At 67.3% G+C, this 25740-nt stretch carries 22 protein-coding genes; 14 read left to right on the top strand and 8 right to left on the bottom strand.

Going from position 1 to position 25740, the window contains the following annotated elements:
• Positions 1-89: 89 nt before the first annotated feature.
• Both HFK18_RS18060 and HFK18_RS18065 read right to left on the bottom strand, forming a co-directional pair.
• Positions 90-413, bottom strand: coding sequence for a multidrug efflux SMR transporter (locus HFK18_RS18060; protein ID WP_108268048.1), 324 nt, complete (start codon positions 411-413; stop codon positions 90-92).
• Positions 413-766 (bottom strand): SMR family transporter, encoded by a 354-nt coding sequence (locus HFK18_RS18065; RefSeq protein WP_032975306.1) that lies wholly within the window; start codon positions 764-766, stop codon positions 413-415. Before HFK18_RS18065 ends, HFK18_RS18060 begins: the two co-directional genes overlap by 1 nt.
• A gap of 160 nt (positions 767-926) precedes the next feature.
• On the opposite strand from HFK18_RS18065, the gene HFK18_RS18070 reads away from it, so the two are divergent.
• Positions 927-1778: a LysR family transcriptional regulator gene (locus tag HFK18_RS18070; RefSeq protein ID WP_180167309.1), complete on the top strand. Its 852-nt coding sequence runs from the start codon at positions 927-929 to the stop codon at positions 1776-1778.
• 67 nt (positions 1779-1845) lie between these two features.
• Here HFK18_RS18070 and HFK18_RS18075 read toward each other — a convergent pair whose 3' ends face one another.
• Positions 1846-2766, bottom strand: a complete 921-nt coding sequence (locus HFK18_RS18075) for a M14 family metallocarboxypeptidase (protein WP_180167310.1) — start codon at positions 2764-2766, stop codon at positions 1846-1848.
• A 131-nt stretch (positions 2767-2897) separates the two neighbouring features.
• Between HFK18_RS18075 and HFK18_RS18080 the strand changes: the two genes are divergently transcribed.
• The 3 genes from HFK18_RS18080 (at position 2898) to HFK18_RS18090 (ending at position 7718) form a co-directional block, all read left to right on the top strand.
• Complete coding sequence (locus tag HFK18_RS18080; protein WP_180167311.1) at positions 2898-4979, top strand: TonB-dependent siderophore receptor; 2082 nt, start codon at positions 2898-2900, stop codon at positions 4977-4979.
• A gap of 63 nt (positions 4980-5042) precedes the next feature.
• Positions 5043-6809, top strand: a complete 1767-nt coding sequence (locus HFK18_RS18085) for a chloride channel protein (RefSeq protein WP_218946793.1) — start codon at positions 5043-5045, stop codon at positions 6807-6809.
• A 192-nt stretch (positions 6810-7001) separates the two neighbouring features.
• Positions 7002-7718 (top strand): MgtC/SapB family protein, encoded by a 717-nt coding sequence (locus HFK18_RS18090; protein WP_099818727.1) that lies wholly within the window; start codon positions 7002-7004, stop codon positions 7716-7718.
• Positions 7719-7761: 43 nt separating this feature from the next.
• Here HFK18_RS18090 and HFK18_RS18095 read toward each other — a convergent pair whose 3' ends face one another.
• Positions 7762-8166 carry a MerR family transcriptional regulator gene (locus tag HFK18_RS18095; protein ID WP_180167313.1) on the bottom strand — a complete coding sequence of 135 codons (405 nt, stop codon included), beginning with the start codon at positions 8164-8166 and terminating at the stop codon, positions 7762-7764.
• Positions 8167-8230: 64 nt separating this feature from the next.
• On the opposite strand from HFK18_RS18095, the gene HFK18_RS18100 reads away from it, so the two are divergent.
• Positions 8231-9058 carry a class I SAM-dependent methyltransferase gene (locus HFK18_RS18100; RefSeq protein ID WP_180167314.1) on the top strand — a complete coding sequence of 276 codons (828 nt, stop codon included), beginning with the start codon at positions 8231-8233 and terminating at the stop codon, positions 9056-9058.
• An 84-nt stretch (positions 9059-9142) separates the two neighbouring features.
• On the opposite strand, the gene HFK18_RS18105 is transcribed toward HFK18_RS18100, so the two are convergent.
• The 4 genes from HFK18_RS18105 to HFK18_RS18120 all read right to left on the bottom strand — a co-directional run bounded on the left by HFK18_RS18105 (position 9143) and on the right by HFK18_RS18120 (position 16775).
• On the bottom strand, positions 9143-9433 hold the full coding sequence (locus tag HFK18_RS18105) for a hypothetical protein (protein WP_170929478.1): 291 nt from the start codon (positions 9431-9433) through the stop codon (positions 9143-9145).
• A 121-nt stretch (positions 9434-9554) separates the two neighbouring features.
• The gene (locus tag HFK18_RS18110) at positions 9555-10391 is read right to left on the bottom strand and encodes an OmpA family protein (protein ID WP_180167315.1); all 837 of its coding nucleotides are present in this window, start codon (positions 10389-10391) and stop codon (positions 9555-9557) included.
• 62 nt (positions 10392-10453) lie between these two features.
• On the bottom strand, positions 10454-15025 hold the full coding sequence (locus HFK18_RS18115; protein ID WP_180167316.1) for a YadA-like family protein: 4572 nt from the start codon (positions 15023-15025) through the stop codon (positions 10454-10456).
• 769 nt (positions 15026-15794) lie between these two features.
• Complete coding sequence (locus tag HFK18_RS18120; protein ID WP_180167317.1) at positions 15795-16775, bottom strand: helix-turn-helix domain-containing protein; 981 nt, start codon at positions 16773-16775, stop codon at positions 15795-15797.
• 691 nt (positions 16776-17466) lie between these two features.
• Here HFK18_RS18120 and HFK18_RS18125 point away from each other — a divergent pair.
• The 9 genes from HFK18_RS18125 (at position 17467) to HFK18_RS18165 (ending at position 25740) form a co-directional block, all read left to right on the top strand.
• The gene (locus HFK18_RS18125) at positions 17467-17649 is read left to right on the top strand and encodes a Flp family type IVb pilin (protein WP_025878547.1); all 183 of its coding nucleotides are present in this window, start codon (positions 17467-17469) and stop codon (positions 17647-17649) included.
• A 100-nt stretch (positions 17650-17749) separates the two neighbouring features.
• A complete protein-coding gene (locus HFK18_RS18130; protein ID WP_180167318.1) occupies positions 17750-18295 on the top strand; it encodes a prepilin peptidase in 546 nt (181 codons plus the stop codon).
• The gene (locus HFK18_RS18135; RefSeq protein ID WP_089235916.1) at positions 18292-18765 is read left to right on the top strand and encodes a TadE/TadG family type IV pilus assembly protein; all 474 of its coding nucleotides are present in this window, start codon (positions 18292-18294) and stop codon (positions 18763-18765) included. The genes HFK18_RS18130 and HFK18_RS18135 overlap by 4 nt, the downstream gene beginning before the upstream one ends.
• 24 nt (positions 18766-18789) lie before the next feature.
• Positions 18790-19839 carry a Flp pilus assembly protein CpaB gene (gene cpaB / locus HFK18_RS18140; RefSeq protein WP_180167319.1) on the top strand — a complete coding sequence of 350 codons (1050 nt, stop codon included), beginning with the start codon at positions 18790-18792 and terminating at the stop codon, positions 19837-19839.
• 18 nt (positions 19840-19857) lie between these two features.
• Positions 19858-21216, top strand: coding sequence for a type II and III secretion system protein family protein (locus tag HFK18_RS18145; RefSeq protein WP_180167320.1), 1359 nt, complete (start codon positions 19858-19860; stop codon positions 21214-21216).
• Between the two features lie 28 nt (positions 21217-21244).
• Positions 21245-22501 carry a fimbrial protein gene (locus HFK18_RS18150; protein ID WP_099818736.1) on the top strand — a complete coding sequence of 419 codons (1257 nt, stop codon included), beginning with the start codon at positions 21245-21247 and terminating at the stop codon, positions 22499-22501.
• Positions 22486-23835 (top strand): CpaF family protein, encoded by a 1350-nt coding sequence (locus HFK18_RS18155; protein WP_180167321.1) that lies wholly within the window; start codon positions 22486-22488, stop codon positions 23833-23835. Before HFK18_RS18150 ends, HFK18_RS18155 begins: the two co-directional genes overlap by 16 nt.
• Positions 23836-23837: 2 nt before the next feature.
• The gene (locus HFK18_RS18160; RefSeq protein ID WP_180167322.1) at positions 23838-24782 is read left to right on the top strand and encodes a type II secretion system F family protein; all 945 of its coding nucleotides are present in this window, start codon (positions 23838-23840) and stop codon (positions 24780-24782) included.
• A gap of 28 nt (positions 24783-24810) precedes the next feature.
• On the top strand, positions 24811-25740 hold the full coding sequence (locus HFK18_RS18165; RefSeq protein ID WP_180167323.1) for a type II secretion system F family protein: 930 nt from the start codon (positions 24811-24813) through the stop codon (positions 25738-25740).

Below are 25740 nucleotides of genomic sequence, written 5' to 3' on the forward strand. Positions count from 1 at the left end.
GCAACGCCCCGGGGAATCCATCCCCGGGGCGCCTGCATGCGGCGGCTCACGCTCTGGTAGGTGCCAACCTTGGTTGGCACAGCGACGCGCTACTTCGCGGTACTGAGCAGCAACACCGCCACAGTGACCAGGCCAATGCCAACCCAACCAATCGGGCGCAGGCGATTGCCGAACAGCAGGCGACCACAGGTGGCCGTACCGATCACGCCGATCGCGCCCCACATCGCATAGGCGGTGGCCAGGTCCATGTAGCGCACGGCCTGGCCCAGCAGGGCGAAGGCGATCCAGACCAGCACGATGGCGCCGACACCCCAGCGCCAGCGACGGAAGCCATCGGACTTTGCCACCATCATGTTGGCGGCCACATCGATCAGCGCCGAGCAGATCACGAAAAACAGGGCCATCATGTTCATCAGTGCGCCTCCCCGAGGGTGACACAGACGATGCCGACCACCGCCAGCACCAGACCGGCCAGCTGCTGCAGCGACAGGCTCTCACCGAACACGCTGATGCCGACCACGGTCAGCAGGGTCAAGCCGAGGCCTTCCCACACCGCATAGGCCACGCCGACGGCGATACGGCGCACCGACAGCGCCAGGAAGTAATAGGACAGCGCCAGCGCGGCGGCCATCACCAGATAACCGGTCCAGCCGCCATCGCGGGCGGCATGGGCCATGAAGGACGTGCCGACCACTTCGGCGACGATCGCCACGGTCAGGCAGGCCCAGGCGACGAAGGCGCCACGGGCGGGAACAGTACGGGACATGTGAAGCTCCTTGCGGGACGGGGACCGCGCCCCGTCGTCAATAGATCCACGCCGTGCGTGGATGATCCAAAACACCCCGCAGACAGGGGCGACGGCGGCCAGTATCATCGCCTTTTACGGTGGTATCAAAATGGATTCCATCGACAGGAGCGATGGATCAATGCCCTATTCCCCTGAATCCCTGCAGGCCTTCGTCGAGGCCGCCGCGCTGGGCTCGTTCTCGTCGGCCGCGCGCCGGCTGCGCAAGACCCAGTCCACGGTCAGTACCGCCATCGCCCATCTGGAGGCGGACCTGGGCATGGTCCTGTTCGATCGTAGCGGCCGCTACCCGCAGCTGACCGACGCCGGCCGGCAGGTGCTGGGTCACGCGCAGGAAATCCTTGCCGCCGACGCGCGCCTGCAACAGCTGAGCGTGCGTCTGGCCGCACCCGTGGAGCCACGCCTGACCGTGGTGTTCTCCGATGTCTACCAGCTCGATCCGGCGCAACGTGTGCTGCAGCGGTTTGCCGAGGCATTTCCGGAGATCGAACTGGAATGGCTGGATGCCGAAGGGCGGGACGTGCTGGAACTGGTGGATGCTGGGCGCGCCGGGCTGGGACTGCTGCCGCGCCAGGCGCAGTACCCCGATGCGCTGGTGGCCCAGCCCCTGGCCCACCACAGCGAACTGGCGGTGTATATGGCCAGCGACCATCCACTGGCGCAGGCCGGCGTGCGCGCGGCGGCGCAGCTGGCCCGGCACCGGCAGGTGCGGCTGAGCGCGCAGGTCGACCACGCGCCGCCGATCAGCGGGCCGGCATGGACTGCGTCGGACTACCTGATGGTGATGGAGATGGCCGAGGACGGCATCGGCTGGGCCGAGCTGCCGCGTGCGCTGGTGCAGCGCTACGACCGTGGCCGCCTGCTGGAGCTGCGCGTACCTGGCTGGCCGCGCCGCATCCACAGCGACCTGGTGTGGCGGCGCGATACGCCGCCGGGGCCGGCGGCATTGTGGTGGGTCGAAGCGTTGGGGTGATGTAGTGCCGGCCGCTGGCCGGCATCCCCTTGTCCCGTGGTTGCCGGCCAGCGGCCGGCACTACCGATCAACGATGGGCGAGCGCGTAATCCAGCGCCGAGCACACCGCTGCCACCTGCGCGTCGTTGCACTGCTGCGGCGTCGCCCGCGGGCTGTCCGGGTAGACCTCGGTGGTGGTGGTGTACTTCGCCCCGGTGATGCCGGCGCACAGGCCCAGCGGCACCAGCGCGTACTCGATGACGCCATGCGCGACCACCGGCGAACCGATGATCTCGCCCTTGTCGTCGGCCGGTGCGATATGGGTGACCTTCTCCACTTCGGCGACCACGGCCTGCTGGAACGCCGGCTGCGGATTCTCGCTGTCATCCACCAGGTAGAAGCCATCGGGAATCAGGCCTGGCTCGAACGGCTTGCCATCGCGCGCGGCGAGTGCGGGACGGAACTCGCTCTCGTCGCTGTCGGTGGTTTCGTGCAGGTCGATGTGCAGCACGAACTGGCCCTTCAACGGTGCGATCAGTTCGATCAGCGCCGTCGATTCGCGGGCCGGGCCGTCAGCGCGGAAGTTGCGGTTCGGGTCGATCGCATCGAAGTTCCAACGGTTGATGCGCTCGAAGCCCCATGGATTCACGCACGGCGCGACAAGCAGGTTGGCCTTGCCGGCATAGGTGTCGGCGTGTTTTTCGAGGAATTCCAGCGCGCCCAGCACGCCACTGGTCTCGTAGCCGTGCACACCGCCGGTCACCAGCGCGGCCGGCAGTGCCGGGTTCCAGTCGCGGCTGCGCAGGGCGAACAGGGTATAGGTCTCGCCTGCATAGTCGAGCTGGCCGTAAGCCACCTTGTCGAAGCGCTCGGCCAGTGCATCGATGCGCGGCAGCACTTCCTCGTCGTAACGGCGCAGGCGCTGCTGGCGCGCACGCCACTGCTCCCGTTCCGCCACGCCCCACGGCTGGCCAGGGGTTCCGACGGGATAGAAAGCAGCAGTGGACATGGCAGATCTCAGCGGGTCAGGAGGCAATTGATCACTTTACCACCGGGTCAAAGCGCTGAACCGTGTGCCGATTCCAATGGCGAATGGAATCAGCAATAATTCTCATTTACGCCCTTCCACTGCCCGCAACGATGCCCATCCCTGCCCTGCAACCGGCCCGCCTGCCCTTGGCCGCCGCCCTCGCCCTGTGCCTGATCCCGGCTGCCAGCGCCTTCGCGCAGGACAGCGCCACCACGCTCGACAGCATCCAGGTATCGGGCAGCTGGCTGGGCACCGGCCTGCACGACAGCGTCAAGAGCTTCGCCGGCGCACGTACCGTGGTTGATCGCCAGCGCATCGAGGCCAGCGGCGCCGCCAGCCTGGGCGATGCCATGCGCCGCATTCCCGGCGTGCAGGTGACCGACAACTCCGGCACCGCCGGCAGCTCGGTGTCGCTCAACATCGGCGTGCGTGGCCTGACCGGCCGCTACTCGCCGCGCTCGACCGTACTGCTGGACGGCGTGCCGCTGGCGGTTGCGCCGTACGGGCAGCCGCAGCTGTCGTTCGCCCCGGCCAGCCTGGCCAACATCGAGTCGATCGACGTGGTGCGTGGCGGCGGTGCGGTGCGCTACGGGCCGCAGAATGTCGGCGGCATCATCAACTTCAGCACCCGTGCGATTCCGACCGCGGCCGGCCTGCACGGCGAGGCCGGCGTGCGCTACAGCGCCTACGACCACGGCGGCGGCGACAGCACCCAGTACAACGCGTTCCTCGGCGGCACCGCCGACAACGGTCTGGGTGCCGCCCTGCTGTATTCCGGGCAGGACGGCCGCGGCTGGCGCCAGGGCAGCGATGACCGTTTCGACGACCTGGCACTGAAGTTCGCCTATGCCATCGATGCACAGCAGGAACTGCGCGCCAAACTCTCGTACTACAACGTGCGTTCGCTGACCCCGGGCGGTCTTACCCGCGCCCAGTACGAGACCGATCCGTTCCAGAACACCCGGCCGACCGACTTCTGGAAGGGCCATCGCACCGGCGTCGACCTGGGCTACACCAACACGCTGTCGCAGAACAGCGAGTTCGAGGTGCTTGCGTATTACAACGAAAGCAACCGCGCCAGCTCGCTGATCAACGCCGCCAACACGCAGATCACCGTGCAGCCGCGCGACTACCGCGTGCTCGGCATCGAACCGCGCTACACCCAGCGCCTGCACTGGGGCAGCAGCGTGCACGACATCACCGCCGGCTACCGCTTCCTGCGCGAGCGCGGCAACGACCGCAGCTACACGGTGGTGCGCCGCACCGGCGTGGAAAGTGCCACCACCCGCTTCGACAACGCTACCGATGCGCACTCGTTCTACGTTGATGACCGCATCGCCATCGGCCAGTGGCGGATCACCCCCGGCGTGCGCATGGAGTGGATAGACATGGACCGCCGGCAGGCCGGTGGCGGCGCAACCTTCAGCAGCCGCAACGACAAGGCCCTGCCCTCGCTCAACGTCGCCTACCTGCTGACCCCGCAGCTGACCGTGTTCGGCAACTACACCACCTCCTTCGGGCCGGTGCAGAACATCCAGCTCAACTCGCAGAGCGCGACCAATCCGCTGAACCCGGAAATCGCCAGGACCACCGAACTGGGTGCGCGCTGGCAGGATGGCGCGCTGCGTGCGGAAGTGACCGTATTCAAGATGCGCTTCGACAACCAGATCCTGCAGATTCCGGGCATCACCCCGCCCACCTTCCAGAACATCGGCGCCACCGACCACAAGGGTGTGGAAAGCGCGATCGAATACCGCTTCGCCGAGAGCAGCGCGCTGGCCGGGCTGGAGCTGTACGCGAACTACACCTGGACCAAGGCCATCCAGCAGTCCGGCGACAATCGTGGCCTGGATGTGCCGTTCTATTCGCGCGATACCGACAGCATCGGCGCGCGCTATGCGCTGGCCGGCTGGACCTTCAATGTGTCCAGCACCCACCAGAGCGGCCAGTTCTCCGATGCCGCCAACACCTGGAACGAAACCGCCGATGCGCGCGTAGGCCGCGTGCCGGGCGTACGCCTATGGAACGCGCAGGCCGCCTGGCAGCTGCCTTGGCTGGCCGACAGCGAGATTGCGGTGGGCGTGAACAACCTGGCCGACAAGCGCTGGTACACCCGCAACGTGGATGGCAACGCCGGGCGCATGGTGGCCGCACCGCGCACCTTCTACGTGCAGGGCCGCTACCGCTTCTGAGTGCGGTAACCGCCTGATGCGGTGACGGTGGCGCTCACGGTGGCGGCGTATCATGCCGCCACCATGTCGTCCGCCGCTTCGCCATCGCGCCTGCATCTGGCCTTCCAGGGCCTGCGCCTGCGCCTGCGCGGAAGCGACCTGTGGTTCATCGCCCTGGCCCTGCTGGTCGGGCTGATCGCCGGTGGCCTGACCCTGTTGCAGGCCGGGCTGGCACGCACCCTGCAGACTGCGCTGTATGGGCTGGACGAGGGCATGCGCCTGAGCTCGCTGCCCGCACTGAGCTGGACCGCGCTGCTGGTACTGCCGCTGGGCGGCCTGGTGGTGGGCCTGGTCAGCCTTGCTGCAACGCGCCTCAAGCGCCCCTTGCTGGACGCCGTGGAAGCCAATGCGCTGCACGGCGGCCGCATGTCGATGCGTGACAACCTGATCGTGTTGACCCAGACCCTGGTCTCCAACGGCTGCGGCGCGTCGGTCGGACTGGAAGCGTCGTACACGCAGATGGGTGCCGGCAGCGGCTCGCAGCTGGGACGAGTGATGCGCCTGCGCCGCAACGACGTGCGCATCCTGGTCGGGGCCGGTGCGGCCGGTGCCATCGCCGCGGCCTTCGGCGCTCCGCTGGCCGGGGCGTTCTACGCCTTCGAGATCGTCATCGGTGCCTATACGCCGGCTGCGCTGGCGCCGGTGGCGGTGGCGGCGCTGGCCGGTGCCTTCGTTGCCGACCAGGCCGGCGTGGAAGCCTATCTGCTGCCGGCGGCATCCACCATCGACGTGCGCGCTGCCGACTATGCGATCTACGGCCTGCTCGGCTGCTGCTGTGCCATGGTCGGCATCGTGGTGATGCGCCTGATCGCCTCCATCGAGGGCACGGTCAAGCGCAGCCCATTGCCGCTATGGGGACGGCCGGTAGTGGGCGGCCTGCTGCTGATTCCGCTGGCACTGGCCAGCCCGCAGGTGCTGTCGTCCGGCCATGGCGCACTGCACCTGGACCTGACCACCCATCTGCCGCTGATCTGGATCGGCGGACTGCTGACCCTCAAATGCCTGGCCTCGGGCATCTCGCTGGGTTTTGGCTTCCGCGGCGGCCTGTTCTTCGCCTCGCTGTTCATGGGCACCCTGGTCGGCACGCTGTTTGCCGGGCTGCTGGCGATGGCCACCGGCGTGCCGGTGGTCGACGCCACGTCGGCGGCGCTGGCGGGCATGGCCGCACTGGCCGCGGCGGTGGTTGGCGCGCCGATGACCATGGCCATGCTGGTGCTGGAAGGCACCCACGATTTCCTGCTGACCAGCGTGGTGATGAGCGCCGTGCTGGTGTCCAGCACCCTGGTGCGGCAATGGTTCGGCTATTCCTTCTCGACCTGGCGCATGCATCTGCGCGGGGAAACCATCAAGAGCGCGCGTGACATCGGCTGGGTGCACAACCTCAATGCCGGGCGGATGATGCGCAAAGGCGTAGCCACTGCCCCGGCCGACCTCGATGCCGCCGCCTTCCGCCAGCGCTTCCCGCTGGGCTCGGGCAGCCGGGTGATCCTGATCGACAGTGAAGGCCACTACGCCGGCATCGTGCAGATCCCGCGCCTGTTCGGCGACGGCGTAAAACCCGAGGACGTGGTGGGTACGTTCGCCGAGAACCACGACGTAGCGCTTGCCACCAGCGCGGATGTGGTGAGCGTGATGCAGAGGTTCGACCAGACCCAGGCCGACGAGCTGGCGGTGGTGGCCGACGATGGCCAGGTACTGGGCGTGGTGTCTGAAGCATTCGTGCGCAAGCGCTATGCGGAGGAGCTGGACAAGCGCCAGCGCGAAATGATGGGCGAGCGCGTCGACGAGTAGATCCACGCCATGCGTGGATGACCTTCCCGGCGCCCCCGTCCCGCCCACGCACGGCAAGGGCATGGAGCACGGAAATGCCCCCACTGCGCGTCGACTGGTAGATCCACGCCATGCGTGGATGATGTCCCGGCACTCCCACCCATCCACGCATGGCGTGGATCTACTGTCACCTGCGGGAGGTAGACTGCGGCCATGCGCTTCATTGAAACCTTCCAGTCCGGCCCCTTCGCCGACACCGTGGTCAGCCTGCTGGCGGCGTTCGTGCTCGGCACCCTGATCGGCGCCGAGCGCCAATACCGACAGCGTACCGCCGGCCTGCGTACCAACGTGCTGGTGGCCGTCGGCGCCGCCGCCTTCGTTGATCTGGGCATGCGTATCGCCGGCAGCGCCGAGGCCGTGCGGGTGATCTCGTACGTGGTCTCGGGCGTCGGCTTCCTCGGCGCCGGCGTGATCATGAAGGAAGGCATGAACGTGCGCGGCCTGAACACCGCCGCGACGCTGTGGTGCTCGGCTGCCGTGGGCAGCTGTACCGGTGCGGACATGCTGGCCGAAGGCGTGCTGCTGACCGTACTGATCATCGCCGGCAACACCCTGCTGCGGCCACTGGTGAACGCAATCAACCGCATCCCGATCAACGAAGCCGCCAGCGAGGCGACCTACGAAGTGCGCCTGAGCGTGGATGCCGACGCGGTGCCGCGCGTGCGCGAGCGCCTGGTCGATGCACTGGAAGCAGCGCAGTATCCCGTCGGCGACGTGCAGCTGGTCGAGCACGCCGATGCGCCCACCGATGTGATCGCCGTCCTGGTCAGCACGGCGGTCAGCGCCGACGAGCTGGACGTGGTGCTGGCGCGGATGGAGCAGGTGCCGGGCGTGCTGCACGCCACCTGGGAAGTCAGCACCCGCGATTGAGCGGGGATCGGCTGTTCATCCACGCATGACATGGATCTACTGCTCATCCATGCGCCACGCGCTGCTGCGCATGCAGCAGCCTGCGGAACGAGGCGCAGCGCCGTGCATCGTCAGCGTGCGGACAGGCTGCAGCCCGCCGTAACCGATCCTGCACCCGCTGCAACCCGCGTATCTGCCGCTGCAGCGCATCGGCCTGGGCCAGCAATGCCGAGCGGTCCAGTGCAAGCCCTGTCCCCTGCGGCATCGCCGCGCCGATCTGCTGCAGCGACAGACCTGCTGATTGCCCCAAGCCGATCAGCGCCAACCGTTCCAGCACCTGTTCGTGGTACTGCCGGCGCAGGCCGCGCCGCCCCAGCACCTGCAACAGGCCCAGCTGTTCGTAGTAGCGCAGGGTGGAGGCCGGTACACCGCTGCGGCGCACCACTTCACCGATATCCAGTTCCCGCATCGTGCTTGACCTCAAGTGGGCTTCAAGCGCCACCATGGTCGTACTCCCCGCGCAAGGCAAGCCCATGGCCGATTCACTCCCGCTCGATCAGAACACGCTCTGGAACGGCCCCGCTGGCGAGAACTGGGTCGCGCAACAGGCCCTGCTGGACAGCCTGTTCCAACCGATGGCCGATGCCCTGCGCGACGAGCTGCCGGCTGCCGTCAAGGAACTGCTGGACATCGGCTGTGGCACCGGCGCCAGCACGCTGACCGCCGCCACGATGCGTCCCGATGCGCATTGCACCGGCGTCGACATCTCCGCACCGATGCTTGCCCTCGCCCGCCAGCGTGCCGCCGCGATCGGGCGCGACATCGACTTCATCGTTGCCGACGCGCAGCGCCATGCCTTCGCGACAGCGCGCTACGATTGGATCCAGTCGCGGTTCGGGGTGATGTTCTTCGAGGACACGCAGGCCGCCTTCGCCAACCTGCACCGTGCCGCCCTAGCCGGCGCGGGCCTGCGCTTCATCGCCTGGCGCAGCGCGCAGGACAATCCGTTCATGACCGCCGCCGAACGCGCCCTTGCAGACCAGTTGGTGCTGCCAGCGCGAGCACCGGGTGCACCAGGACAGTTCGCCTTCGCCGATGGCGAGCGGGTGCGTCGGCTGCTGCAGAGTGCCGGATGGCAGGACGTGGACGTGTCGCCGCTGGACCTGACCTGTTTCCTCACCCGTGACGCGCTGGCCAGCTACGTCGGCCAGCTTGGGCCCGTGGGCCTGGCCCTGCGTGCGCTGCCGGCCGAACGCGCCGATGCGCTGCTGCAACACGCGCTGGCTGCGTTCGCATCGTTCATCGACGGTGATCGCGTGCGGGTGGAAGCCGCCTGCTGGATGATCCGCGCCCGCGCCTAGCAATAGAAAAGGGGACGGAGGGGATCACGTCGTTCATGCCCCGGCTGTGCGGGAAACGACTTGATCCCCTCCGTCCCCTCTTCTCTACAGCGCCTCGCCTGCATCGGCCAGCCGCGATTCGATGAGCGCGTACCACTGCTCGAGCATGTCGACCAGCATGTCCAGCTCGGCGTCGGCGCGCTGCGCGCGGCCGCTGCGCAAGCACGCCTGCGCCTCCTGCAGTTGGGTGAGGAACCCGGCAACGGTGTCGGCCTGCAGGATCAGGCCCGGCAGCCGGCGCCCGGGAATGCGCACCACCGCATGGTTGCCGAGTTGGCCGTACACACTGAGAGTGGCTTCCGTCTTCATGGACAAGGGCAGGAATTGGGCATTCATCAGGTGCACCAGGGAAGAAACCTGCCCACCGGCAGGCGTGGAAAACGGGGGAGACGTTTCCACGTCCTGCCGGCAGAACAGGGGGGACTCGGGATGCCGGGGCGCGCCCCGGCACGGGGATTCAGTGCGGCCGCGCCACGCCGGCGATCTGCACCCGGCGGTTGGGCGCCAGGCAGGCAATCAGTTCGCGCCGGTTGCGCTGGTCGCACTGCACCAGTGGTTCCGCCGCGCCGCGACCTTCAGCGCTGATGCTCGCCGCTGATACGCCGCCCTGTACCAGGGCCATGCGCACCGCCTCGGCGCGCCGCTGCGACAGCGTCTGGTTGTAGGCAGCGCTGCCGATGCGGTCGGTGTAGCCGACCACCTGGATCGACTGCACCTGGCTGGCCTCGCGCACCTGCGCCAATACGCCCTGCACGGCCTGCTGACCAGTGGCGCTGAGCACTGCACTGTCGAAACCGAACAGCGCATCGGCAGCCAGTCGCAGCGGCTGCTCCGGCAACGGCGCCGGCGGTGGCGGTGCAGGCGGACGCGGCGGGTCCAGTACGGCAGCGCACGATTCAGGCTTCCAGTAGCCGCCCTGGGCGATGCCCTTGTTGTCGAAGCGCACCTGGAACTGGCAGGTGAAGTATTCGGCGCCCTGTGCGGTGCGGAAGTTGAACAGGTAGTTCCACTCGCGCACGCCCCACATGCCTTCATTGAAATGCGGGGTGCCCAGCAACGTATAGAGCTGGCGCTTGCTCATGCCCGGTGCGAACCGGCGCAGGTCGGCGATATCGGGATAGATGCCTTCCTTCAGCGATGCCTTGCTGGCCTCCGGGAAGGTGACGGTAGTGCTGCCGGCGGGACCGTCGGCGGCCGGTGCGTGGCTGCGGCAGGCAACCAGCAGCCCTGCGGCCAGGATCAGGCCCAGCGTGGCGGCGACGCGGCCACTGCGAGCGATGCGATGCGATTTCATGTCATTCCCCCTGTAGACGTTGCCCGCTGCGCCGGGCCGCAAGTGCGACCCGGCGCGGGCGATCACCACTGGATACCAGCACCGACGGCCACACCGGCCTCGCCACGGCTGTTGGTGGAACCACTGAACTTGTAGATCCAGCGGCCGCCCTCGGAAACACCGGAGATGCCCAGGGCCACGCCGGATTCGCCGTTGTAGCTGCCCGCCGCGATCGAGGCCATGTTGCGGCCGGCTTCGCTGGGCTGCGGCAGCGATGCGGTTGCCATCGCCGAGGCGATACCGGCCGAGGCACGGTTGTCGGTCTTGCGCAGGTCGCGTTCGAAGCCGCCCATGCGCTCATCGGTGTAGGCCTTGGACCAGTCCAGCGTCTGCGCCATGCCCGACTTCAGCTGGTCGACATTGACCGCGTCGGTACCGGCGGTGCCGGCGGCGACGTTGCGCACCGTGGTCGGGCCGCTGCTGGTGCTGCCCAGGGTGACGCTGTTGTAGTTGGTGGTGCCGTTGGTGGTGGTGTCATAGCGGATCGTGCCCTGCTGCGAAGCCTGCAGCTGACGCACGTTGACCGCATCCGTTGCCTGCGAACCGTCGGCCACGTTGACCACCTGGCGTTCGGCACCGGCTGCCCCCACCGACACCGTATTGGCGCGGTTGGCGACCGAGCCTGCACCCAGCGCCACCGAGTTGTCGGCCTGTGCCTGCGAACCGTTGCCCAGTGCGGTCGAGTTCGCCCCGGCAGCGGTGGAGCCGGCACCGCCTGCGGCGGAGTTGGCACCGCTGGCGGACGGATCGGCCAGGTTGTTGCTGTTGTTGGCACGGAAGCTGCCGGCGACGTTGGTGATGTTCTGGATCTTCTGGTCGGTGTAGGACTTGGACTGGTCGATGGCGTAGTTGACGCCGTTCTTCAGCTGGCCGACGTTGGTCGCGTCGTGGTCGTCGGAGCCATCGGCCACGTGGGTGACCTTGCGCTCGCTGCCGCTGCTGCCCACCGCCACTTCACCGGACGAGTTGCTGGCACCGGTCTGGCCGTAGGCTCCGGTATAGCCGGTCTGCGCGCCGACACTGGCCACCGAGCCAGCACCCAGCGCAACACTGTTGCCTGCGCTGGCATCGGCGCCGTTGCCGACCGCCACACTGCCCGCGCCCGCTGCACTGGCCTGCGGGCCGACCGCCAGTGCTTCGGCACCGGTGGCCGTCGCCGCTGCGGCAGTGGAGTTGACCGCCAGGTACGGGCTGCCGCCGCCGTTGCTGATGCGCTGGTTGAGCACCCGCAGCGAGCCATCCACTGCGGAGAACGCCGCAGTGACGTTGCTGTAGTCGTTGCCGGTGATGGTGCCATCGGTGGCGATGGTGGAGATGTTGAAGGTCGGCGCGGTCCACAGGCCGGTGCTGCCGTTGTACACGGTGCTGCCACCGAAGTAGCTGGCCACGGTCTGGTGGGTGCTGAACAGCTGGTCGCCGGTGATGGCATCGCTGCTGCCCGCCAGGATGCTGCCGGCAGCCACGTTGGTGACTTTCACCGGTGCACCGCCGGTACCACTGAGGGTCACGGTATCGACCACGTTGCCACTCCCATCCACGTCATATTTCACGGCGCGCTTGTCCAGGTCATCGGTCTGGTCTGCAACGTTGGCCAGCGAATTGCTGACCGCATCGAAGGCCGTGCCGACGTCGTTGTAGCTGCCCTGGCTGACGGTGCCATTGGCGGCGACATTGTTGAGCGTGTAGGTCGGTGCGGTAACCACGCCATTGGCATCCACCGCAGCGCCGCCGCCGAGATGGGTGGCCACGGTCTGGTTGGCCGCGAACAGCTGCGCACCGTTGATCGCTTCGCTGCTGGCCGCGCTGATCTGGCCCGGGCCAAGGTTGCGCAGCGTGGTGGCCGTGCCGGACTGGCCCAGCGTAGCGCTGCCGTAGTTGACGCTGCCGTCGCCGTTGAGGTCGTAGCGCAGCGCGCCCTCTTCCGAGGCCTGCAACTGGCCCAGGTTGACCGCATCGGTGCTGGCGGTACCGGCGGCGACATTGGTGACCTGGCGTTCGGCGCCTGCGGCACCGATCGACACGCTGTTGGCACGGTCGGCCAGGCTGCCGGCACCGACCGCGATGCTGTTGGCGGCGGTTGCGCTGGCACCGGCACCGACGGCGATCGCTTCGGTACCGCTGGCCACGGCGTCAGCACCGGTCGAATTCACCCGCAGGTACCGGGTGCCGGTGTTGCGGATGTCGTTGATCTGCGTGTTGAGGTTGACCAGCGAGCCATCCACCGCATCGAAGGCGTCGGTGACGTTGTCATACAGCCCAGAGGCCACGGCGCCACCGGTGGAGATGGTGCTGATCTCGAACAGCGGTGCGGTGAACGTGCTGGTGAGCGGATCGAATGCTGCGCGTCCGCCAAAGAACTTCGCCATGGTGTCGTTGCTGGCGAACAGCTGCGCACCGTTGACCGCCTCGCTGCTGGTGGCATTGACCGCGCCGGCGGCCAGGTTGCCGATGGTGGTGGTGCCGGTGCCATTGCCGAGGGTGACACGGCGGTAGTTGGGATCGCCTGCACCATCCAGGTCATAGGTGACCGCCGCTGCGCCGACCGCATCGATCTGGCTGATGGCGCCCTTCAGCTGGGCCACGTTGACCGCATCGGTGTTGGCGCTGCCGGCCGCGAGGTTGGTGATCTGCCGCTCGCCGCCACCGGCGGTGCCTACCGACACTTCACCGGCCGACACCTGCGCGGTGGTCAGGCCATAGGCGCTGTAGCTGGCCTGGGCGCCGCGCAGTGCAGCCGAGCGGTAACCCAATGCCACCGAATTGGCCTGGTTGGAGGTGCTCTCCGCGCCGAGCAGGGTCTGCCCGTTGGCGGTGCCGCTGGCACTGTCGCCGACCACCACCGAGTGCCCCATGCGTGCCGCGTAGTCGGCGGTGGGAACGCCGGTCGGATCGGTCGGATCATTGGCGCCCGCGCCGGGGAAGGCCACGTTGGCATCGACCTTCGGCAGCTCATGGCGGGCATTGGCGCCGATCACCACTTCCTTCGAACCGTTGGCATAGGCGCCATCGCCCATCAGCACCTGGTAGTCCTGCGCGGCGTTGACCGCCCAGCAGGAGATATCGGCCAGTGCAATGTCCAGGCACTTGGCCGCCCAGGCCGGCGAATCCTTGGGCAGCAGCAGGCCCAGCAGGCCACCGGGATTGCCATTGTTGATGTTGTAGATGTAGCTGTCGGAGGTGACGCCGCCGATCAGGGTCAGGTGCGAGCTGCCACCGGTGACCGCGCCACCCAGTCCATTGAGCGTGGTACCGACCGGCGTGGCGTTGACCACCGGCAGGCCCAGCACGTTGACCGTGGAGTAGGTCTGCATGACGTTGGCGGTGCTGAGCTTGAGGTTGCCGTTGGACAGGTAGCCGGTGCCGCCGAACAGGCTGGCAGTGGTCGGGCCAAGCAGTTCGGTGACACCGCCCACCAGGCCACCGGTGCCGATCACCAGGCCCGCATTCGGGTCGGCGGCTGCGGGCGCCTTCGGGCTGGTCGGCGGGATGGCCGACGGCGAGGTCAGGCCGAGGCTGCCCAGGGTGTTGCCGACCAGACCGCCGACGGCGCCGGTCAGGTTGCCGACAGTGCCGTTGAGATCGCCGTTGAGCAGGCTGCCGACAGCGCTGCCAACGCCGTTCAGCGCAGTGCCGACACCGTTGAGCAGGCCGCCCAGGCCCAGCGCGCTGTTCTGTGCGGCGACGGTTGCGGTGCCGGCCAGCTTGAGGTTGCGATCAGCGACGAGTTCTTCGCCGTCCTTGCCCTGTACGCGTACCTTGCCCGCCACGCCGGTATCAAATGCGGCGGTGATCGCGCGGTCATCGGTGTCGCCCGGCAGCTCTTCCTTGGCCGGTAGTGTGACCGCGGCGGTGGCACCGGCCTGGCCTTGTCCTTCGATGGGGTTGCCGGCCACGACCAGATGCGAATCGACCTTGCCATCGACGGCCGCTTTCAATCCGGACGGCGTTGCACTTGCTGCGGCGGCAACCTGGGTACCGGCATCGACGCTGGCAATCGGCGTACCGGCGATACCGACGTTGGCCTTTGCTGCCGCATTGGCAGACAGGCCCAACGGTGCCTGCGCGGCCGGTGCGACGTTCGCGGCAAGCGCTGCATCGACACGGGCGGAGGCTGCGTTGCCGACGCCGATGTTGGCGCGCACGTCGGCGCCGAGCGCCGTTGCGGTCACCTGGCGCGGCGTGGCGCCGGCGGCCAGCTTGACCTGCACGGTGGCCGGCAGGACGTCGCGCACCACCGGCAGCGAGGTCGTGCTCAGCTGCAGGCCGACGCGTGCGTTCGCACTGATCGCCGGGTTCGCCTGGGCCTGTCGTGCGGCCGCTGCCAGCGCCACTTCGGCATCGACCTTCACCGGCATCGGCTGGGTGTACTTGGCTGCCAATGCCTGCAGATCGCGCAGGGATTGGCTGGACTCTGTTGCCGCCGCAGGCCCGCTGGCCAGCACGCACAGCAGTGCCAGGGCCAGGGTGCTGGGCACCAGAAGGCTGGCACGGCGGTCGCGCGGTGCGGTACCACCGCTATCGCCGGTGGCCAGTTCCGAGGCCACAACCAGAGCATTGAGCTGGCGGTTCCATACACGCCGGTAGATGCGGTTCATGAGCATTTCCCCCGTAGGCGGACAACTTGAATGTCAGTGGACTTGCCGTTAGGCAGGTGACTGACATTTCGCGCCTTTCAGCGAGGGCTGAGCACTTCATTCCGGCAGGGCAATCGCGCATTCCGGCAAATCCACGGCCGGATTCGGCAGCCGCATATGCAAAACCGGCAGGGAGGGCTGGCCGGGCTGCGCCCGGCACCCGCAGAGGCCACGTCAAAGGCAACAGCAACGGCAAAAGCAACGGCAGAAGCTGGGTTCCTGGGGGATGGCGGGGTGGGTCCGGTTGCGGGGGACGCCGTAAATACGTCCCTGTAGGCTTGGCCGCGGCATCCATGCCGCGGACACCCCCGCAACCGGACCCACCCCGCCTTCGACAGTTTCCCGCGCGCTTTCCTGTAGAGCCGGGCCATGCCCGGCTGAGGGAAAGTCGGATCATCATTTTTCATTTAGATCGAAATAATCAATGAAAATCGAGGTTGCACTCACGCCCGCAGTGAATGCATGACAGTCAATCCAACCGCCCTCGGGAAACTGTCAGGGGTGGGGCGGTGTGGGCTTGCAGGACCGTTGGCGCCATGGATGGCGCCATCGAGCCCCCATGGATGGGTTTACGGCGTGTCCTGCAAGCCCACACCGCCCCGCCAACCCACAGAAAACCCAGAGCCGGCTGTTGCTGTTGCTGTTGCTGTTGCTGTGGCTGTTGCTGTTGAGGTTGCCGGCCAGCGGCCGGCACTACCGCGGGTGCCGGGCGGCAGCCCGGCCGATACCCTCAGGCCGGTTGGCCGAGCTGTGCGGGCGCGCGCATCAGGGTGTCGCGCGGCAGTTCGCCAAAGACTTTCCGATAGTTGTCGGCAAAGCGCGACAGATCCCACAGCCCGCAACTGAGCGCGATGGCCTTGACCGAGCGCCGGTTGGAATCGGCCATCGACAGGCTGCGGCAGGCCGCGCACAGCCGCAGCATCGACAGGTAGCGATTGGGCGAGGTGCCGAACAGATCCTCGAACGCATAGCGCAGGCCGCGTTCGCTGACGCCGGCGGCGTCGCAGATTTCATTCATGTAGATATTGCGCCGCAGGTTGAGGCGCATGAAGTTCTCCGCCCGCTGCGCGATCAGGTAATGCGTGCGGCGGGCGCGACTGCAGCTGGGCCGGTCGGCTGGGCCTCCACCGAGCAGCGCCTGGATATGCTCATGCAGCAGGCGCTCGGTTTCTTCCGGCTGCAGCGCACCGCCCTGCCCCAGCTGTGCATGCAGCTGCTGGTAATGGCGTACCAGAGGCATTGCATCATCGCCGAGGTTGAACAACGAAAGTGCCTGCCCCGCCGGTGGCGTGCTGCGCAGGCTCAATTCGGTCAGCTTGCGCTGCACGCGCGCGACCGGCACCAGCATCAGCGTCATCTGCGTGCCGGGGCTGAGCGTGAACTCACTGATGCCTTCGGGCATCACGGCCAGCGCCATTCCCGGCGTCAGCGGCACGCCATGGCACCAGCTCAGTGCATCGTCGGTGGTGTGCAGGTAACCGAGCATCGCCCAGTCGGGGGGCAGCATGAATCGGCCGCGACAATGGAAGCCGCAGGTGATACTGCAGAACAGGGCTTCCTCGTGAACGCGCGAAGCGAATGCCGCGCGCGGACCATTGCCATCAAGCAGCAACAGCTCCACATCGCACACGCGGAGCACGCCGCTCAGCGTGGCCAGGTCGATCGACCTGAGATCGCCGTCGTCGTTGTCTTCCACCCCACCATCGACCATGACAGTGTCGTCCCCCGTTTGGTCTGCTGCACGACCCCGCCCCCACTGCCTGACAGGGCGCACGCCGTTTCCAAGAGCATCGTCCGTTGCCGTGATGGTCGCTGCGTAGAACGCGCGTCCATCCATGAAAATGCAAAACCTTGAATGCGAGTATGCCCGATAATCCGCGGCCGTAAACAGGATGTTTCAAGGCAGACGGATTATCGGCTGCGTGAAGAAATTGTGTGTGCGAGTGGCATGGTTTTCGCATGGGCGCAGATCGACCTCACATTATCTGCACGAGCATGAATCGTTTTGCGCAGGAACGGATTTACGTCACAGATCGTGATCGGAATATTCAGCAATTCCCCGAATCTGCCGAATTTGCATATAGGTTCCGGTTGCAGGGAACCGCCATTCAGGCAAAGTCGAATACACGGTGATCGGGCACGCAGATAGCGGCCACACCCAGGGGGACAGCATGACCATGCACCTGCGAAATACCGTTTCGACCACCGGCCCGGTGCCGTGCGGTCGCGGTTGCGCGGCCGCTGCCCTGCCCGGGAATGATCACCCTGCTTGAGCACAGCGGGATTGCCCGCCGTGCCTCCTCCGCCAGGATGGCAGAGGCCTACGGACGGTCCCGGCGGAGCCGGGCCACCGCCCATGCAGGTTTCCTGCAGCAACTGACAGGTAGAGGGAGACAACCGTCATGAACGCATCGATCCGCAAGTTCCTGAAAGAAGAAGATGGCGTGACCGCGCTCGAATACGGGCTGCTGGCCGCCGTGATCGCCGGCATCCTGATCGTGGTGGGCAGAACCCAGATCACCGCATTCTTCACCACGTTGTTCACCCGCCTGCAGGCCATCGCCACCGACGCCACCACCACCTAGCCGCCGCGCGGGGTGCAGCACCTGCGGTCGCTTCGATGGCGACCGCGGTGGCCGATGAAGGGGTCTGCAACTGTCCAATGACGGACGAAGAGGGTGTGCGATGACACTGCTGGGATTGCTGGCCATGGGAGTGTGCCTGCGGATCGCGATCAGCGATCTGTACGCCCGCCGCGTGCCCAACACCTGGCTGCTGGCCGCGTGCGCGATCGCCGTGCCACTGATCATCGCCAACCAGTTCACTGCAACGCGCACGACCTGGGCGCCCCACCTGCTGGGCGCGGCACTTGGCCTGCTGGCTCTGCTGCCGTTCTACGCGGTGCGCTGGATGGGCGCTGGCGATGTGAAGTTCTTCGCCGTGCTCGGCCTGCTGCTGGGCTGGAAGGCATTGCTGCCGGTATGGGTGCTTGCCAGCCTGGCCGCAGGCGCCCACGCCATGCTGGTGATTGCCGGACGGCAGTTGGCCGGTCACCTGCCGCTGCGCCTGCAGATGCAGGTAAATCGCGCCAGCACGCACTGGAATGAGCACCCTGCACTGCGCGAACTCCACGCTGCGCGCGCGGGGCGCCAGGGCATTCCTTACGCGGCCTACCTGGCCTTCGCTGCGATTGGCTGGGTATTGGCAACCACTTATGGAGGCGTGGCATGAAAGCGTTCGCACGTCGCCGCCAACGCGGCGTGGCCAGCATCGAATTCGCACTGATGCTGCTTCTCGGCCTGGTGCCGCTGTTGCTGTTCACCTTTTCCGGCGTGCTGATCATGGCCGCGCAGCAGACCCTGGCCACGGCCTCGGCCGAGGGCGCGCGCGCTTCGCTGCGCTATGGCAGCGCCGGCGAGCGGCGCACCGCAGCCTGCCTGGCGGCCCGCCGCTCCATGCAATGGCTGTTGCAGTTTTCCAGGCAGAACCCGGACTGCAGCGCTGGCGGCGCCGGTGCCATCGTGGTCTCGCCGCAGGCGCCCTGCGCCGGACTGGCGACGGTGCAATGCATGACCGTGACCGTGAGCTACGACTACAACGCCCACCCCTTCCTGCCCGGCACCGCCACGCTCTACGGCTGGGTGATGGGCGCCCCCATTCGCAGCGTCGCGGTCGCCCAGCTGGACCTTGGCAGCAACTGACGATCGGTACAGGAGACGTTCTTCATGCTCAAGTTGACCCGCATCGCCGCTATCGCCCTGATTGCACTCGCGGTGCTGCTCGCCGTGGTCGCCTTCGTGATCGGCCGCAAGCCGGCGGCCTCGGCGGACAATCCGAGCACGATCGTAACGGCCGATGCGCAGACCTTCAGTGTCGTCGAAGCCACCGCGCGGCTGCCTGCCGGCGAGCCGATCAGCGCCAATGGCGTACGGCTGACACAACGCACCGCAGAAGTGCCGGGGGCGGCGGCCGACCTGGCAGCGGTGGTCGGCAAGGTGCCGGTACAGGACATCAGCGAAGGCAGCGCGATTGGCGCCAGCCTGCTCGCGCAGGGCTTCTCGCTGCAGCTGCGGCCGGGGGAACGGGCGCTGGCGGTGCCGGTCGATGAGCTGGTCGCGGCAGGCAACCGCATCCTGCCCGGCGATTTCGTCGACGTGTTCCTCAACCTGCGCAGCGCCGCTACCAGCTACAACGGCCAGCAGGACATCGCACAGACCCGTTTGCTGCTGTCGCGCCTGCGCGTGCTCAGCTACGGTCAGCAGGACATCGCGGTGGCCCCCGGCCCTGCCCAGGGTGCGGCACCGGCCACGGCCAGCAACGACTCACGCGCGGCCGATATCACCAATGGTTCCAGCAGCGGCCACAGCAACGGAAACGGCAGCGATGCCACGCAACCGGCACGCACCGCAGTGCTGGCGGTACCGGTGGCCGACGCCAACCGCCTGCTGCTCGGCGCGCAGCAGGGCAAGCTGTTCCTGGCCCTGCGCAATCCCGCCGATACCGGCCTGCCGGACCTGGCGCTGTTCCCGCAGGCGCGCGGCGTGCTTGACCCGGTGCGCGGCCTGGACAACGAACAGCAGCAGGCTCTGCAGCGACCGGAGAACAACGCCTACGCAGGCCTGGATGGCGACGCACTGGCTGGCCGCGGCAGCAGCGTGCAGCGCAACGCTCACGAAACGCCGGCGCGTGCACCGGTGCAGCGCCGCTCGACACCGCGACCGGCGGGCATCGAGATCATCCGTGGCGACACCGCCGCCCCCCGTGGCTCCCTTTGACCCTTGCCGAGAGCGCACATGACTGAACGTCGCTACTGCCTACGCCCCTCTGTCCGCCAGCGCTGGCTGGCCCTGCTGCTGGTGCTGCTGGCACCGGGTGCGAGCGTGGCTGCCGACGACCTGCTGCTACAGACCCGCGAACAGCGGCCATGGACGCTGCCAGCCGACCTGGAACGGGTCGCCATCGCCGACCCCGGCGTGGCTGACATCGTGATGCTGCGTGGCGCACGCCAGGCGTTGCTGGTCGGAAAGGCGCCGGGCACCACTACCCTGCTGCTGTGGCACCGCAAGCAGAGTGAACCGCAGCGCGTGCAGGTGCGCGTGCAGAGTGCCGTGCAGGGTGCCGCCGATACCGGCTCCAACGGGCTGGTGTTCACCCAACAGGACCATCAAGGGCTCCTGCAGGGAACCAGCGACAGCGTGCTGGCGCACATGCAGGAACAGAAGACCGCCGTGATGGCGCTGGGCAAGGACGGCAGCCTGGCCGACGCCTCCACCATCAGCAGCGGCGGCGTGGTGCAGGTCGAGGTCAAGGTGGTCGAATTCAACAAGACCGCGCTGAAGCAGATCGGCATCAACTTCCAGAACCGCAACGGTGGTTTCGCCTATGGATTCGCCCGACCCGGTGGGCAGCTGCCAGGCAACACCGGCATCCTGCCGGGCATGAAGGAAGGCGAGTCCAGCAACGAAAGCGAATCGCCGATCTCCTCGGCGTTCCGGCTGGTGTTTGGTTCGACCAAGGGCTTGTGGAACGCCGACGTCGACCTGCTGCAGGCCAACGGCATGGCGCGCGTGCTGGCCGAGCCGACCCTCGTTGCGCTGTCCGGGCAGAGCGCCAGCTTCCTGGCCGGTGGCGAACTGCCGATCCTGGAGCCGCAGGGGCTCGGCACGACCACGGTCACCTACAAGCCCTTCGGCATCGGCCTGACCGTCACCCCCACCGTGCTCTCACCGAACCGCATTGCGTTGAAGGTGGCGCCGGAAGCCAGCGACCTGGACTACACCAACGCGATCGCACTGAACGGCGTGCAGATCCCTTCGATCACCACCCGCCGCGCAGATACCACTGTCGAGCTTGGCGATGGCGAGAGCTTCGTCATCGGTGGTCTGGTCAGTTCCACCGTGGCGTCGACGGTCAACAAGATTCCGCTGCTCGGCGACCTGCCGATCATCGGTACGTTCTTCCGCAACTTCGACTACAAGCGCCAGGACAAGGAACTGGTGATCATCGTAACGCCACGGTTGGTACAGCCGATTGCGCGCAATACCGAACTGCCGCTGCCCGGCGATCGCGAAGCCAAGCCGAACATGCCCGAATGGGGCGCGTGGCTGCTTGGCCCGATCAGCCGCGATCCGGTTCCCGGTTTCTCGCGCTGACCCACATGACGTCTCCGGTACCACGCCCATGCCCTACGCCACTGCCCTGCCGCTGCACCCGCAAGGACCACCGATGAACCTGGTCCTGTACGGGATCGACCGCGAACTGCTGCCACGCCTGGCTGCCAAGCTGCCGCCGGCCACGGCATTGCACTGGCAGGACAGCGGCGAGCCGACCTCGGCACAGGACCTGCAGCGTGGCCCGCAGAACCTGGTTCTGCTCGACTTCCGCCCGGAGCATGCGTCGGCATCGACGGTGCTTGCCCAGCAGCTGCAGCAGACCCAGCCCGACTTGACCCTGGTGGCGGTGGGCGCCACCAGCGCCGGTCAGGTTGAAGGTGTGGTGATGGCACTGCGCGCCGGCCTGCGCGATGTGCTGGACCTGGACAGTGACAACACCGGCATTGAGGCCGCCCTGCGTCGCGCCCTGTCGCCGCGGCCCGCCGCAAGCGCACAGCAGGCGCACAAGGCGCGGCTGATCGTGCTGCTGGGCGTGCGCGCCGGCGTCGGCACCAGCACCCTGGCTGCACATCTGTCGGTGCTCGCACAACAGACTCATACCCTGGCGCAAGGCGATGCGGCCGTGCAGGACGGGCTGCTGATGGAGCTGGCGCAGCCGGCCGGCGACCTTGCCCTGTACCTCAACCTTGACAGCCGCTTCCACTACGAAGACGCGCTGCGCAATGCCAGCCGCATCGATGCCACCCTGGCGCGCACCGCGATGGCGCGGCATTCCAGCGGCCTGGTCCTGCTTGATCGCGCCAGTGGCAGCGACGCGCTGCCGCCGTCCGACCCTGGCGCGCTGCTGCAGCGCCTGCGCAGCGTGTTCGCCAGCGTGCTGTGCGATGCCGGCGGCTGCCCGCTACGGCAGTTGCCACCGCTGCTGCTGGACCAGGCCGACGAAATCTGGCTGGTGGCCGACGCCTCCATCGCCACGCTGGTGTCGCTGGACCACGCCCTGAAGCACCTTTCCGGCCAGCGCGATCGCGAGAAGCGGCTGCAGCTGCTGATCAACCGCCACGACGACAACAGTGGCATGAGCCCCGAACAGATCGCGCGCCGCTTCGAGCTGCCGCTGCTGGCCACCCTGCCCGAGCGGCCACGGGTGCGCACCGCCGCCAGCCACGGTCATCTGCTGCTGCAGGATGCGCCGCGCGACCCGTACCTGCGTGCCCTCGCCCCGCTGGTGCAACGTCTGGATCCGGCTGCCTGCCCGGTCCAGACGCATGGCCTGCGGGAAAGACTTGCCCTTGCCCTGGGTGGATCGCAATGGAAGACAAAGTGACCCCGTTCCCGCACGTTGTCGCCCGCAACTCGGTGCCGGAACATGCACCGGGCAGCCTGCCGTTCGCACAGACCGAGCAGTACCAGAAGGTGCTGTCGGCCGCGCACGAGCACCTGCTCAACAGCATCGAAGACGAACGCATCGACATCGATTCCTGGGCCCCTGACACCATCGCCCGCTGGGTGGAGGTGCAGACGGTCAGTTTCATCCAGGAATGGCGCATCCCCATCAACGAAGAAGAAATGCAGGTGGTGGCCGAAGGCCTGGTCAAGGAGCTGACCGGGTTCGGCCCGCTCGATGACCTGCTGCATGATCCCACCATCGAAGACATCCTGATCAATGGCTTCAAGGATGTGCATGTCTCCCAGGGCGGGCAACTCAAACGCGCGCCACAGCGCTTCACCGACGACACCCACCTGCTGCGCATCCTCCGCCGCATCATCGCCCCGCTCGGCCGCCGCCTGGATGACTCCAATCCGATGGTCGATGCGCGCCTGCCCAATGGCGGCCGCCTCAACGCGATCATCTCGCCGTTGGCGGTGGATGGGCCGATGGTGTCCATCCGCAAGTTCCGCAAGGACCCCTTCACCCCCGACGAGCTGCTGGCCAAGGGCACCTTCGATGCACCGATGCAGGCGTTGCTGAAGGCGATGGTGCTGGGCCGCTGCAACATCCTGGTCTCCGGCGGCACCAGCTCGGGCAAGACCTCGCTGCTCAATGCGCTGGCCAGTTATGTCCCGGCCAACGAACGCGTCATCACCGTGGAAGACACCGCCGAGCTCTCGCTCAACCACCCGCACGTGGTGCGCCTGGAGAGCCGCATCGGTGGCGCCGAGGGCCAGGGGGCGGTCAGCATCCGCGACCTGGTGCGCAACAGCCTGCGCATGCGCCCCGACCGCATCGTGGTCGGCGAGGTGCGTGGCGCCGAAGTACTGGAAATGCTGCAGGCGATGAACACCGGCCATGACGGATCGATGGCCACCATCCACGCCAACTCGCCGCGTGACTGCCTGTACCGCATCGAGATGCTGGCCGGTTTTGCCGGCTTCCAGGGCAGCGAAGACAGCCTGCGTCGGCAGATCGCCAGTGCCATCGACTTCATCGTGCAGATCTCGCGGCTGGGCAGCGGCCGCCGCGTGCTGGTGTCGATCACCGAAATCACCGGTGTCAGCGACAACCTGATCACCACCCAGGAGATGTTCCGCCACGAAGTGCAGATCGATGGCAGTGGCAAGGAAATCGATCGCTGGATCGGCCTCGGCTTCCAGCCGCATTCGCACAAGCTGGAGCCGTTCCGGCAGTTGCTGCGCGAATCCCTGTACGGAGACTTCTGAGCATGAGTACCGGCCTGCTGCTGGGTGTGCTGAGCATCGTGTCGGTGCTGCTGGCGCTGGCCGTGTGGTTGTGGGGGACGGCCAACAGCCGCGAACAGCGCCAGGCCTCCCTGCAGCATGCCGAGCAGCAGCTGGCGCGCGGCACCGGCCCTGGTGCCAGTACCACCGCCGACGCGGCGCGGCAGGCCCCGTTGCCTGCACCGGGTCGGCGCACCCTGCCCTGGGACGGACAGCTGCAACGTGCCGGCCTGACGCCTGGCTGGAAGCTGCCACTGCTGATGCTGCTGCCGGGCATCGCCCTGTCCGCATTCGCGGTGCTGCGGCTGGGCACCGCCTGGATGTTCCCCCTGACTCTGCTGCTGTACCTGCTGGGCTGCTGGCTGTGGCTGATGCGCCGCACCGGCAAGCTGCAGGCGCAGCTGCTGCACCAGCTGCCGGACTTCCTCGACAACCTGGTACGTCTGACCGCCCTCGGCAACAGCCTGCAGGCCACCTTCCAGGTCGCCTCGATGCAGACCAACGCACCGCTGCGTGGCCTGCTCGACACCACCGTGCGCTATGCCCGTGGCGGCATGGACCTGGACCGCGCGCTCAACCTCGCTGCACAGCCCTACCGCATGGACGTGCTGAAGGTGCTGGCGGTGGTGATGGGGGTGAGCGTGCGCATCGGTGGCCGTGCCGACCAGATCCTGCAGCGCATGGGCGACTTCATGCGTGACCTCGAACAGGCCCAGCAGGAACTGGCCGCGACCACGTCTGAAACCCGCATGTCGGCCTGGGTACTGGGCCTGCTGCCACCGGCCAGCGCAGTGTTGATGGCGATCTCCAGCCCCGAATTCTTCCAGCCGGTGCTGCACGATCCGCTGGGCCACAAGATCCTGTTGATCGCCCTGTGCATGGAACTGACCGGCGCCTTCCTGCTGTACCGCCTGGCCAAATCGCTATGAGTACTCCCGTCCACGCAGGAGGCATCCAATGAGCGCCAGCATCTGGTTCGTGGCCGCCCTGCTGGTGCTCGCTGCCGGCGTGGCCCTGCTGGGCCTCGGCAGCTGGGTCCGCAGCCATCGCGAGGACCGCAGCGCGGCTACATTGAAGACGGCGCTGCGTCCGCGCGAAAACGAAGACGGCGCTGCCGATGCACGCAAGGATTCGCTTGGATGGCTGGAGCAGTTCGGCCGTGGACTGAGCGGTGGCCGCCTGGAAGCCGCACTGCTGGCCGGTGAAGATCGCCTGCTGTTGGACCTGGCCGGCTGGAACACCCGCCGCGGCACCGCCATCTACCTGGGCCTGCGCCTGCTGCTGGCGGTGCTGGTGCTGGGTATTGCGTTGGCGATCAGCGATGCCACGGGGTTGTCCAGGATCATGGTGGTGATCGGCGCGCTCGCTGCCGGCCTGCTGCTGCCGAAGTTCGCGCTCAGTGCGTGGGTCAAGCGGCGGCGGCGTGCCGTGAACAATGAACTACCGCTGTTGATCGACCTGCTGCGCCTGCTGCAGGGCGTGGGCTTCAGCATGGACCAGAGCCTGCAGACACTGGGCGACAAGCTGCGCGATGCGCTGCCGGTGCTGGGCGGTGAAATCCAGGAAGCGAATGTGTCCTACACCCACGGACGCACGCGCGCGCAGTCGCTGCGGCGGCTGAGCGATGTATACGGCGACGACGACCTGTCCAGCCTCGTGCAGTTGATCCTGCAGGTGCACGCGCATGGCGGTGCCGTGCAGGAACCGCTGCGCCAGTTCAGCATCCGCCTGCGCGAGCAGCGCCGCAACGCGTTGAAGGAAAAGGTCGGCAAGCTCTCGGTGAAGATGACCGTGGTGATGATGCTGACCCTGCTGCCGGCACTGATGCTGGTGCTGGCCGGACCGGCGCTGGTCGCGCTGGCCACTACCTTGTCGAAAATGGGATGA

Origin of the sequence: Stenotrophomonas sp. SbOxS2, from assembly GCF_013416715.1 — a bacterium.
Lineage (GTDB): Bacteria > Pseudomonadota > Gammaproteobacteria > Xanthomonadales > Xanthomonadaceae > Stenotrophomonas > Stenotrophomonas lactitubi.

Coding starts and splice junctions, on each gene's coding strand:
- HFK18_RS18080 (WP_180167311.1), top strand. CDS start 2,898: ATGCCCATCCCTGCCCTGCAACCGGCCCGCCTGCCCTTGGCCGCCGCC.
- HFK18_RS18095 (WP_180167313.1), bottom strand. CDS start 8,166: ATGCGGGAACTGGATATCGGTGAAGTGGTGCGCCGCAGCGGTGTACCG.
- HFK18_RS18075 (WP_180167310.1), bottom strand. CDS start 2,766: ATGTCCACTGCTGCTTTCTATCCCGTCGGAACCCCTGGCCAGCCGTGG.
- HFK18_RS18130 (WP_180167318.1), top strand. CDS start 17,750: ATGACACTGCTGGGATTGCTGGCCATGGGAGTGTGCCTGCGGATCGCG.
- HFK18_RS18165 (WP_180167323.1), top strand. CDS start 24,811: ATGAGCGCCAGCATCTGGTTCGTGGCCGCCCTGCTGGTGCTCGCTGCC.
- HFK18_RS18150 (WP_099818736.1), top strand. CDS start 21,245: ATGCCCTACGCCACTGCCCTGCCGCTGCACCCGCAAGGACCACCGATG.
- HFK18_RS18155 (WP_180167321.1), top strand. CDS start 22,486: ATGGAAGACAAAGTGACCCCGTTCCCGCACGTTGTCGCCCGCAACTCG.
- HFK18_RS18145 (WP_180167320.1), top strand. CDS start 19,858: ATGACTGAACGTCGCTACTGCCTACGCCCCTCTGTCCGCCAGCGCTGG.
- HFK18_RS18105 (WP_170929478.1), bottom strand. CDS start 9,433: ATGAATGCCCAATTCCTGCCCTTGTCCATGAAGACGGAAGCCACTCTC.
- HFK18_RS18110 (WP_180167315.1), bottom strand. CDS start 10,391: ATGAAATCGCATCGCATCGCTCGCAGTGGCCGCGTCGCCGCCACGCTG.
- HFK18_RS18135 (WP_089235916.1), top strand. CDS start 18,292: ATGAAAGCGTTCGCACGTCGCCGCCAACGCGGCGTGGCCAGCATCGAA.
- HFK18_RS18125 (WP_025878547.1), top strand. CDS start 17,467: ATGAACGCATCGATCCGCAAGTTCCTGAAAGAAGAAGATGGCGTGACC.
- HFK18_RS18060 (WP_108268048.1), bottom strand. CDS start 413: ATGAACATGATGGCCCTGTTTTTCGTGATCTGCTCGGCGCTGATCGAT.
- HFK18_RS18115 (WP_180167316.1), bottom strand. CDS start 15,025: ATGAACCGCATCTACCGGCGTGTATGGAACCGCCAGCTCAATGCTCTG.
- HFK18_RS18090 (WP_099818727.1), top strand. CDS start 7,002: ATGCGCTTCATTGAAACCTTCCAGTCCGGCCCCTTCGCCGACACCGTG.
- HFK18_RS18065 (WP_032975306.1), bottom strand. CDS start 766: ATGTCCCGTACTGTTCCCGCCCGTGGCGCCTTCGTCGCCTGGGCCTGC.
- HFK18_RS18120 (WP_180167317.1), bottom strand. CDS start 16,775: ATGGTCGATGGTGGGGTGGAAGACAACGACGACGGCGATCTCAGGTCG.
- cpaB (WP_180167319.1), top strand. CDS start 18,790: ATGCTCAAGTTGACCCGCATCGCCGCTATCGCCCTGATTGCACTCGCG.
- HFK18_RS18160 (WP_180167322.1), top strand. CDS start 23,838: ATGAGTACCGGCCTGCTGCTGGGTGTGCTGAGCATCGTGTCGGTGCTG.
- HFK18_RS18100 (WP_180167314.1), top strand. CDS start 8,231: ATGGCCGATTCACTCCCGCTCGATCAGAACACGCTCTGGAACGGCCCC.
- HFK18_RS18085 (WP_218946793.1), top strand. CDS start 5,043: ATGTCGTCCGCCGCTTCGCCATCGCGCCTGCATCTGGCCTTCCAGGGC.
- HFK18_RS18070 (WP_180167309.1), top strand. CDS start 927: ATGCCCTATTCCCCTGAATCCCTGCAGGCCTTCGTCGAGGCCGCCGCG.